This window comes from Chromobacterium aquaticum, assembly GCF_021129195.1.
Classification (GTDB): Bacteria; Pseudomonadota; Gammaproteobacteria; order Burkholderiales; family Chromobacteriaceae; genus Chromobacterium; species Chromobacterium aquaticum.
On the sequence record NZ_JAJOHW010000003.1, the window covers coordinates 1 to 9964 of the forward strand.

At 61.9% G+C, this 9964-nt stretch carries 10 protein-coding genes and 1 pseudogene; 5 read left to right on the top strand and 6 right to left on the bottom strand.

The window, feature by feature from the left end; translation table 11 throughout:
- The 4 genes and pseudogenes from LQT98_RS00070 to LQT98_RS00085 all read left to right on the top strand — a co-directional run.
- Positions 1-205: pseudogene (locus tag LQT98_RS00070) on the top strand (thiol:disulfide interchange protein DsbG); the annotation flags it as partial.
- A gap of 79 nt (positions 206-284) precedes the next feature.
- Positions 285-1157 carry an AEC family transporter gene (locus LQT98_RS00075; protein WP_231460684.1) on the top strand — a complete coding sequence of 291 codons (873 nt, stop codon included), beginning with the start codon at positions 285-287 and terminating at the stop codon, positions 1155-1157.
- A gap of 45 nt (positions 1158-1202) precedes the next feature.
- Positions 1203-1622, top strand: coding sequence for a lipocalin-like domain-containing protein (locus LQT98_RS00080; RefSeq protein ID WP_231460685.1), 420 nt, complete (start codon positions 1203-1205; stop codon positions 1620-1622).
- Positions 1623-1663: 41 nt separating this feature from the next.
- Positions 1664-2197 carry a DUF2867 domain-containing protein gene (locus LQT98_RS00085; RefSeq protein WP_231460686.1) on the top strand — a complete coding sequence of 178 codons (534 nt, stop codon included), beginning with the start codon at positions 1664-1666 and terminating at the stop codon, positions 2195-2197.
- A gap of 102 nt (positions 2198-2299) precedes the next feature.
- Here LQT98_RS00085 and LQT98_RS00090 read toward each other — a convergent pair whose 3' ends face one another.
- Positions 2300-2920 (bottom strand): VTT domain-containing protein, encoded by a 621-nt coding sequence (locus LQT98_RS00090; protein ID WP_231460693.1) that lies wholly within the window; start codon positions 2918-2920, stop codon positions 2300-2302.
- Positions 2921-3306: 386 nt separating this feature from the next.
- Here LQT98_RS00090 and LQT98_RS00095 point away from each other — a divergent pair, with 386 nt between their 5' ends.
- Complete coding sequence (locus LQT98_RS00095) at positions 3307-4041, top strand: glycoside hydrolase family 16 protein (protein WP_231460687.1); 735 nt, start codon at positions 3307-3309, stop codon at positions 4039-4041.
- A 63-nt stretch (positions 4042-4104) separates the two neighbouring features.
- Here the strand turns inward: LQT98_RS00095 and LQT98_RS00100 are convergent, their stop codons facing one another.
- The 5 genes from LQT98_RS00100 to LQT98_RS00120 form a co-directional block, all read right to left on the bottom strand.
- Positions 4105-4899, bottom strand: a complete 795-nt coding sequence (locus LQT98_RS00100; protein ID WP_231460688.1) for an N-acetylmuramoyl-L-alanine amidase — start codon at positions 4897-4899, stop codon at positions 4105-4107.
- 148 nt (positions 4900-5047) lie between these two features.
- Positions 5048-6091, bottom strand: a complete 1044-nt coding sequence (locus tag LQT98_RS00105) for an SEL1-like repeat protein (protein ID WP_231460689.1) — start codon at positions 6089-6091, stop codon at positions 5048-5050.
- Positions 6084-7058 (bottom strand): SEL1-like repeat protein, encoded by a 975-nt coding sequence (locus tag LQT98_RS00110; protein ID WP_231460690.1) that lies wholly within the window; start codon positions 7056-7058, stop codon positions 6084-6086. The genes LQT98_RS00105 and LQT98_RS00110 overlap by 8 nt, the downstream gene beginning before the upstream one ends.
- A gap of 67 nt (positions 7059-7125) precedes the next feature.
- A complete protein-coding gene (locus LQT98_RS00115; protein WP_231460691.1) occupies positions 7126-9066 on the bottom strand; it encodes a phospholipase D-like domain-containing protein in 1941 nt (646 codons plus the stop codon).
- Positions 9067-9069: 3 nt separating this feature from the next.
- Positions 9070-9964: DUF2345 domain-containing protein (locus tag LQT98_RS00120; RefSeq protein WP_231460692.1), on the bottom strand; the 895-nt coding region annotated here is incomplete at its 5' end.

Consider the following 9964-nt stretch of genomic DNA (forward strand, 5'->3'; position numbering starts at 1 on the left):
CCACGAATCCGGCACGCCGGTGCAGCCGCTGGCCAAGCCGCCGGCCGCCGTCAGCGCCAAATTGGCGGCCAATCAGCAATTGATGGAACGGCTGGGCGTGTTCGCCACCCCGGCCTCCTTCTACCGCGATGCCCAAGGCCGCTTGCAGAAAGTCCAGGGCGTGCCCACCGAGGCCACGCTACAACGGCTGCTCGGTCCACGCTGATACGTTCATTCCATTGACATTTCCCGAGAGACGGGCCTAGAGTGCGCCTGCCACCATCCGCCCGTCACAGGAATGCGCAATGCCCCTATCCCTCTTCGCCCCGCTCGCCTATCTGCTGATCGGTCTGGGGCTGGGGCGCGCGCCCTTCGACGTCAAGGCGCGGGCTTCGGCGCTGCTGAGCAAATGGGTGATCCCGCTGGTCATCATCTACAACATCGCCACCCATCGCCCCGGCGTGTTCGCGGTCATGGCCGGCATCGCCGCCATCATGGCGCTGCTCTTGCTGCTGGGACGCCGCATCAGCCGCGACCCGGTGCACAATCTGTGTTTCTGCTATCTGAATATCGGCTGGCTGGGACTGCCGGTGGCCAGCGCGCTGTTTGGCGACGGCGCCGCCATGGTCATCATCGCCGCCTATGTCGGCAGTTCCTTGTTTGGCAACGCCATCGGCGTGGGCCTGCTGGCCCAGGGCCAGCACTGGCGCGCGCGGCTGCGCCAGACGCTGCAGGCGCCACCGGTGTGGGCGCTGCTGGTCGGCCTCGCCTGCCTGCCCTTGGGGCCGGCGCTGGAACACTACGCGCGGCCTGGCTACGAAGCGCTGAAATGGCTGATGAGTTTCCTGGGAATGGCGATTCTGGGCATCTGGCTCTCCGGCGCCCGGCTCCGGCTGGCGGACTTCAAACTGGCGCTGCGCAACTTCGCCGCGCGCGCCGCGGCGCTGGCCCTGCTGCTCAGCCTGTTCATCCTGCTGTGCGGCCGCTTCGACATCGCGCTGGTGACGGAAAACCGGCCCACCCTCTATCTGCTGTGCCTGCTGCCGCCGGCGGCCAACATCATCGTGCTGGAAACCCATTACCTGAAAAGCGGCCGCTCGGCCGGGCCCATCGCCTGCGGCACCTGCGTCAGCCTGCTGGCCATCGGCGTGTATGTGGCGGTGATGCTGACGTGCTAACAGCCTGTCCAAAGTCTCGCGAGCAAGAGCGAGAAAGGAGATGCCATGCCTGATATCCAAGCCCAGCCCTTGTCCGGATGGTGGCGGATTGTGTCTTTTCAGCTTGAGTTCCAGGACACAGGCGAGTGCGTGGACACTTACGGCCGCGCGCCGCTCGGCCATATCGTCATAGAACGCGACAGGATCATGTCGATACTCACCTCCCAAGAACGTCCGAATCATGATCCGGCAGCCCTTTTCGAGGCGATGATCGCTTATTCCGGTCTGTGCCGTGTTGAGGGTGAGGACAAACTCATCATCCAGGTCGACACCGCTTGGCATCCCGCCTGGGTCGGCACCGAGCAACGGAGGTTCTTCAGGCTAGACCGCGACGTCCTGTCGATTGCGACTGCGTGGCAGACGCATCCATCGTTCCCGGGGCGGACGGCTCGCGGCGTGTTGATGGCGCGGAAAAGCAAGGTCTAGCGCAGACTCACGCCAAACCCAAACCGTAGGGAGATGAGTTGATGAACCATATCCATAAGGCGCATGCGATACCCGTGCCATCCGACAGTACCCTGGCGCCGCTTTACAAGGGCGCGGATCTGGTAGACGCGTATGCGATTCAGTTACCGGCGGGGGCCAGCGACGATATCGAAGTATTGGCCCGCGCGGGCTTCGAGCAGCAGGCGTGGTGGATTCGCGCGCTGACGCGGGCGCGCGACATGATCATGGCGCCAGTCGGCGTCAAATCGTCTCGTGCGGTGGGTATTGCCGCGGCGGCGCAGGGGACGGTGATCGGCTTCTTTCCACTGCAGTCCAAGAGTTTGGAGGAACTGGTAATGGGCGCGGATGATCGTCATCTCGACTTCCGGCTCGCGATCCAGCAGCGCGCTGGCGCGGCAGGCCGCAGGGAACTCGTCGTGGTATCCGTCGTGCATTGCCATAACTTACTGGGACGGACATACCTCGCGGCCATCACACCGTTCCACCGCGTGATCGCGCGGGCTAGCCTGGAGCAGGCGGCAAGGCGTGTTGCACCGCGCGCATCGCTCATCTAAGAGCCTGTCCAAGTCTCGCGAGCAAAAGCGAGATCGCCAAACACAGCGCATTAACAACGCCCCGCTCTTGCTCGCCTGATCCTGAACCGCTTGCAAACACCATCAGCCCGCCAGACGGCGGCTGCGCCGCCACTGCCACAAGGGCGGCAGCAATAGCAAGGCCACCATGCCCAGCACCAGCCACAGCATATTGTCCTGCACCCAGGGAATGCCGCCCAGCCAATACCCCATGGACACCAGCCCGCCGCACCAGATCACCGCGCCCAGCACGTTGTAGCAGGCGAAACGGCGCGGGCACATGCCGGACAGCCCGGCCAGAAACGGCGCCACCGTGCGCACGATGGGCACGAAGCGGCCGATGGTGATGGTGGGCGCGCCGTAACGATCGAAAAAGGCCTGGGTCTTGGCCAAATGCTGCGGCTTGACCCAGCCGCGCCGGATCAGCGTCTGCCCCAGCGCGGAACGGCCTATGCTGTAATTCAGCAGATCGCCCAGAATGGCCGCCAGCGTGATCACGCCCATCGGCCACCACGGCGACACCCCCTGCACGCCCAGCAAGGCGCCGGTGGCGAACAGCAGGCCGTCGCCGGGCAGGAAGGGCAATACCACCAGGCCGGTTTCGCAAAACACGATGGCGGCCACTATCCACACCCCCAGCACCCAGTTCTGCGCCAGCAGCGACATCAGATTCTCATCGCCAAACAACCAGCTCAGAAACCCCATGGTCAACACAATCGCACTCCTCGCATGATGAACGCCGCCGCTGCAAGTCCTACCCCGCAGCGCCTAGGCTTGACGCTACCTAAAGCTTGACCGCGCCGGTGGGTCAATGGTTCAGACGCGCGCACGGCCTGTTCCTTAGAACCTGTTTACGATCTGCTGTGCGTTGTGAGGGGCGACACGGTGAGTGCGTCTTCGAAATGCTCATGTACCGTATGTACACTCCCCTTTCTCAGCCGTTTTCGCCTTGTCTCACCTTAGCTCGCGAGATCGTGAACAGGTTCTTAAGTATTTACCCACCAAAAAAATCATTTGGCATTATATTCCAAGCAGACTGTCCCGCCAGCGCAAGCGCCTGGTCACGGCCAGGCCACCGATAAAGGAAAACCATGCCCCGACTTTACTGCCTGCTCATCGCCGCCGCCCTGGCCGCCTCCGGCCTGGCCCAGGCCAAGACCCTGAATTTCTCCGGCTACGCCTGGGAAGTCCGCAACCAGATCCAAAGCGGCCCCGGCCCCAACGACTGGGACGAGAACAACGCCTGGGTGGACGCCCAGGGCCGGCTCCACCTGAAGATCGCCCAACGCGGCGGCAAGTGGAGCAGCGCCGAGGTCTACCTGCCTCAGCGGCTGGGCTTTGGCCGCTACCAGTTCAAGCTGATAGGCCGGCCGGACCTGTTCGACGACAACATCGTGCTGGGCCTGTTCAACTACCCGACGCCGGACGTGGGCCCGGACGCCAGCAATGAAATCGACATCGAATTCGCCCGCTGGGGCAATCGGCAAAACCCGATGGGCAACTACACCGTCTACCCGGCCGTGCCCGGCCCCAAGCCCACCTCCTACGCCTTTGAACCGCACCTCAACGGCGACTACAGCACCCACCGCTTCAACTGGAACGCCAGCAGTGTGCTCTACCAATCGCTGCACGGCCACCAGGACGGCGACCAGTACGAAATGGCGCGCTGGAACTTCGCCCCGGCGGACCCCTCGCGCCTGGTGCCGCAGCAGCCGCTGCCGCCGCACATCAATCTATGGCTGTTCCAGGGACGGCCGCCCAAGGACGGCAAGGAAGTGGAAATCGTGATCCAGGAGTTCTCCTTCATCCCGGCCGCCGCCAAATAAGACCCGCTAACAAAACCCCTGATCCTGCGTGGGGTTTGTTAGCCGCTCGGAGTACAAGACGCGTCAAAGCTTGATCAGGGCCAGACGCTTAGGCCAATAACGCTCCAGCAGGGCGAACAGGATGGCAGCGGTCTCCACGTCCAACGCCCCGCTGTAATCGCCGGCGCGGAAATGCATCTGGAAGGCGCGCACCAGGGCGGCGAAGCCGGCGTCGCCGCCCGCCGCCGCCACCTCGTAGCCGTAATGCTTGAACGCCTCCAGCATCTTCTCCCGGCCGGGCAAGCCCTGTTGCTGGAACCGCTGCGCGTATTTACGCTGCGTCTCCGCCTCCGGCCACGCGCCCACCCCGGCCTGGTGCAGTTCCCGCCACGGGAACATCGGCCCCGGATCGCTCTTGCGGCCCACGGCGATGTCGGAATGGCCCAGCACGTTCACCGGACTGATGTCCGGATAGCGCGCCAGGATGTTCCGCGCCAATTCCGTCACCGCCTCCACCTGCTGCGGGTGATAGGGCGGAAACACCATGCCACCCTTCTCCTCCCGCGCCAGATTGACGATTTCCACGCCGATGGACGAATCGTTCAGATTGCTGCGGCCATCCCAGGCGCTGGCGCCGGCATGCCAGGCGCGGTCGTTCTCGTCCACCAGATTGAACAGATTCATCTGCTTGAAGCCGGCCTGCTGATAGCTGGGGTCGCAAGGGTCCGGCGCCAGATAATGCGCGCTCACCTGGCCGGAGCCGGTCAGCGCCTTGATGGAGCCGGCGAAGTCCAGCGCGGTGTAATGCAGGATCAGGAAACGGACGCGTTTGTTGAAGCCTTGGACCGAGCGATAGGTATTGAACAGGATGGGCGTCATGAAGAATCTCCAGGAGGGGAATGGGAAGGGATGTGGCCGGCCAGACAGCCGGCACATAGAGTCTGAGTCCCCCCGGCCGCAGGGGTTCGGCGGGGGTGACGGCTGTCAGTTCAGCGCGAACGGGCCGCGACCCCCTGCAAAACCGGCGTCAGTCGCGCCGCCCGCCCAGCGGCCGTCCGGCCTTTGGGTCCAGTCCCTTGGCCGCGGCCAGTTGGCTCATCAGGGCTTCCGACGGTTTTTCCGGCGGCACATTGGCCTTGAACGCTTCCAGCCACTTGAGCTTGCCGTCCCAAGCCGGCAGCGGGGCCGGCGGCAGCGGCACGATCTCGTCCAGTTCCGGCACCTTGGGGTGGGCGTAGGAGTAGTCGCTGAGAACATCGCTAATGATTTTGTAGCGGCGGCTACGCTCATCATCCTGCTTCAGCCCCAGGCCAAACCTCTCCTTATTTGAATCTGCTATTGGGCCAAAACCCTTTTGTAACTTGTAAGGAGCAGCCTCATCTCCCCATTTGGTAGCAAGCTGGAAGAATTTGACAGATTCTTCATTATCTTTTCCTGCTATTAGGTAGGCATACTCCTTTGCCGCCTTTCCATGCCCCTGCTCACCAGCACACTTCAGCATTTGGGTTCCAATAGCAAAGGGGCCTGGTTGCGCGATCGTCAAACTCGTCAGCTTGTCTCCCACCAGATACTGCGCTTCCGGGCTGCCCAGGTCCGCCGCCTTGCGGTAGTAGCGGTTGGCCAGCTCCTCGTCCTGCTTCACGCCGTAGCCGGCCTTCAGATAACGCCCCATATCGTAGTAGCCGCCGGGAATGCCGCGGTCTATCAGCTCCTGGGTCAGGTCCAGCGTTTCCTTGATCGGGTCCTCACTGCGCGCCGTGCCCCGCCCTATCATGTCGCGCAGCTCCAGATTGGCCTTGTAATGGCCGTGAGCCGTGGCGATGCGGTAATAACGCTCCATCTCCGGGAAACGCAGCGGGTCTTCCTTCTCGATCTGCTTCTTCTGCAACCAGCGGGCGTAGCGGTATAACTGCTCCGCTTCCGGGGTCAAGGCCGGCAGATGGTCTTTCTCATACGCGCAGTTGAAGGCCAGCTTGGCTTCGACTGCTTTCAAGTCCGGCACGGAACGCTCCTTGGCGCCGCAGGCGGCCAGAGCCCCCAACAGCGACAAGGCGTACAGCGTTTTAACCATGCTTGCCGTTCAGCGGCCGTCCGGTCTTAGGGTCCAGGCCCTTGGCCGCGGCCAGTTGGCTCATCAAGGCTTCCGACGGTTTTTCCGGCGGCACATTGGCCTTGAACGCCTCCAACCACTTCAGCTTGCCGTCCCAGGCCGGCAACGGGGCCGGTGGCAGCGGCACGATCTCGTCCAATTCCGGCACCTTGGGATGAGCGTAGGAGTAGTCGCTGAGAACATCGCCGATGATCTTGTAACGACGACGGCGTTCATCATCCTGCTTCAGACTCAAATCATTCCATTGTTTGTTAGCATCAGTAATAGGACCAAAACCATTTTCCAAATTAAACGCAGATGCTTCATCCCCACTCTTCACAGCCAGCTGGAAAAACCTCACTGCCTCTGAATTATTCTCTCCCTGCATTTGAACTGCATACTCCTTCGCAGCAATCCCATGCCCCTGCTCACCAGCACACTTCAGCATTTGGGTTCCAATAGCAAAGGGGCCTGGTTGCGCGATCGTCAAACTCGTCAGCTTGTCTCCCACCAGATACTGCGCCTCCGGGCTGCCCAGGTCCGCCGCCTTGCGGTAGTAGCGGTTGGCCAGTTCCTCGTCCTGTTTCACGCCGTAACCGGCCTTCAGATAACGCCCCATATCGTAGTAGCCGCCGGGAATGCCGCGGTCTATCAGTTCCTGGGTCAGGTCCAGCGTTTCCTTGACCGGGTCCTCACTACGCGCCGTGCCCCGCCCTATCATGTCGCGCAAGTCCAGATTGGCCTTGTAATGGCCGTGAGCCGTGGCGATGCGGTAATAACGCTCCATCTCCGGGAAGCGCAGCGGGTCTTCCTTCTCGATCTGGTTCTTCTGCAACCAGCGGGCGTAGCGGTATAACTGCTCCGCCTCCGGAGTCAAGGCCGGCAAATGGTCTTTCTCATATACGCAGTTGAAGGCCAGCTTGGCTTCGACTTCTTTCAAATCAGGCACGGAACGCTCCTTGGCGCCGCCGCAGGCGGCCAGGCTCAGGGTCAGAATCAGGGTCAGAAATGCGGGCTTAATCACTATTGCTCCGGGCGGGGTCCGTACGGAGAAACTCACGTAGGGCCGCTACTGGTGGTTTACCAAATTTGAAAGCCTTATAGTTGGCATCCAAAATATTCCGCCAAGCCTTAAACACTACCTTTGCATCATTTTCTTTATCCATTCGGTCTGGATTTGCTCCTTCCCGGTGATTTGTATGCCTCCCCCACAACTCCTGGCGCAGCGGCTTGGAGATTTCCGGCCGATCCAGTGCGATGTTCAACTCGCTGTCCACCTGCATGCTGCGGGTGTTGATATTGGCCGAGCCCAGCGTCAGAAAAGCGTCGTTGATAATCATCAGCTTGGCGTGGATGTAAGTTTCAGCCCATGCCCCCCCAGGGGAGTCCGGCGCCACGATGGAGCAAATATGAGTTTTGAGCCCGGGCTGCTCCACCGCGGCAATGGGGGCGTCCGGCTTTTGGGCGGCCTCGTACTCCTTTTCCATACGCTCGCGATAAGCCGTGGCGTCTGCCTCCGCTTCCTTGATCTTGTTTTTGAGCTTTGCCGGCGCCATGACGTTCAAGGCGCTCACTACTTTGGCCTCACGTTCCGCCTGCTTGGCCTGGCCCAGCCTGGCCTCCACATCATCCGCCTTTTCCTGGCGCGCCACACCGGGAATCGTATCGGCGCGCCCCAGGCTGTCCAGCATCCGGTAGGTGTTGACCGTGCCGGCGCCCACGCCGGCGTCGCTGGTATTGGTGATCACGAACAGATAGATAGGGTAAGGGCGGCCGGCCTGCTTCTGCGCCTTGGCCACATCCTTGATCTTTTCCGCCAGCGGCGGCCAGCGGAAATACTGGTTTTCGATGAAGATGTAGGAAGTGACGTTGTTGACCGCCTTCAGATACAGCTTCTTGATGTCCTGTTTCTTGTATTCCGGCTGGGTGCGCAGCAGTTGCACCATGGCGGCCTTATTGGCCTGCCCATCCACCCGCGGCGCGTAACCGCCGAAACCGCAGCCGGGCAACGGCAGGTCTTCCTTGGTTTCGTCGCGCCAGGCGCGGCGGAAATTGTGGAATAGATTGCCCACCGCCGGGCCGGTGATCAGGCTGGAAAAGTCCTCGCGCGGCCCCACCGTGCCGTTGCGGCCCAGATTGGGCGCCTTGGGCTTGGCGCTGTGGGCATTGGTGTCCCAGTACTCGTCCAGCATATTGTGACCCATGACGAAACCGACATGGGCTTGCGCGTCGTCGTAATCCACCAACACCATTTTCTGGTGATGGCTGGGGCCTATCGCCAAGGCGGTCTTGGTTCTTTTCTTCAAACCCTTATCGTCGTAATCCTGCGTTGCAATATGAGTGCGGGTATAAGGGCCAAAGCCGCGGCTGCGGAAATGCAGGTATTTACTGGGGATATCCTTGTGAAATCTGTCCCGCACAATCTTGTCCGAGGCGCCGGCCGCCGGCTGGTCCTCGTCATACCAGGAATACCACTGAGAATCGTATTTATACTGCTCCGGGGTTTCATAGCCCGGCTTGTCCTTAATCCCCACACTCCAGCGGCCCGGGGTTTGCGACTCATCCACTGAGGCGCCGGTGCTGTTGACGTACATGCCGGCCGGCTTGGAGGCAAAACACAGCACCCGCACCTGCACGCCCTGCTTGGCCTTGTGCTCCAGCAGCTTGCCTATCTGCGCCGGCACGGCTTCCGCGATGTCCGCGTACTTCACCATGTCCGCGCCCTTGCGGACAAAGTACATGGACGGCTGGAAACCCCAGCAGATGATGCTGACGTTTTTCTTGGCCTTGGCGATGGCGTAATGCACCGCGGCAAACGCCGCCTCGCCGTTGACCAGGGGCTGGAAGCTGCCCTCATGGGGCGCGTATTCGCTGGTCTGCAAAAACCAGGGCAGGGTCAAGTTGGCCCGCAGCGGCTCTTTGACGCAGATCGGGGAGACTATCGTGTTCGCGCTCATTTATTACTCTCCTGCGGGCGAAGCGTCGGCCTCGCCATTCAGCAAACGGTGGTAGCGCGCGCGCGCATGCTCGTCCGGCTCCACGCGGCCGTCCGGCGGCGCGCCGCCGGCCACGACTTTATGGAAGCCGGCGTTGGCCAGCGCGCCCTTGTCCGGTTTGCTCAGCTCATTGGCCACCGGGATATCGAACTTGACGCCGTTGGCCAGCTCCACCGTGTATTTTTGCGTGGTGACCGCATGTTTGACCGCCAGGTGGCCGCTTTCGTCAATGATGCCGCGCTCCACCTCGCCGCCGTCGGCATGCAGGGTATAGGGCATGCCGGTCCAGCTGCTGTTGCCGCCTTGCGGCGATTGATCCAGGCGCAGCGACAACGGCATCCTGGGAATGCTCTGCGGATAATCCGGATGCGTGACCGTCATTTGCGCCGGCCCGCTCATCTGATGGCTGGCGCCCTTCACCGACACCTTGCCGGGGCAATGCAGTTCGATATTGCCGCCGGCGATGCGGATGTAAGCGCCGCCGCTGACGTTGAGCAGGATTTCCCGCTTGGCCGCCACGGTGATTCTGTCCTTGCAAGCAGTCACCGTCACATCCTTGTCCGCTGTAACCTCGACGCTGTCGCTCTGCGCCAACATCTGCACCTTGCCCTTGGCGGCGATCAGCTTCAGAGAAATCTTGTCTTGCAGACCAGTGACGAACAGGCTGATGTGCTGGCCCACATTGTGCAGCCAGCGCCGGCCCGAGGTTTGATTGGTGTCGCGCTGCGCCACCAGGTCCAGATTGGTTCCCGCCGCCACGGTCTGGCTTTGCTGGCTCAGGCTGGCGATGCCGGCCGGCGCGGACAGAACCAGCAAGGGCTGGCGGCCGGTCTGTTCCTTGGCGGTCTTTCCGTCCTTG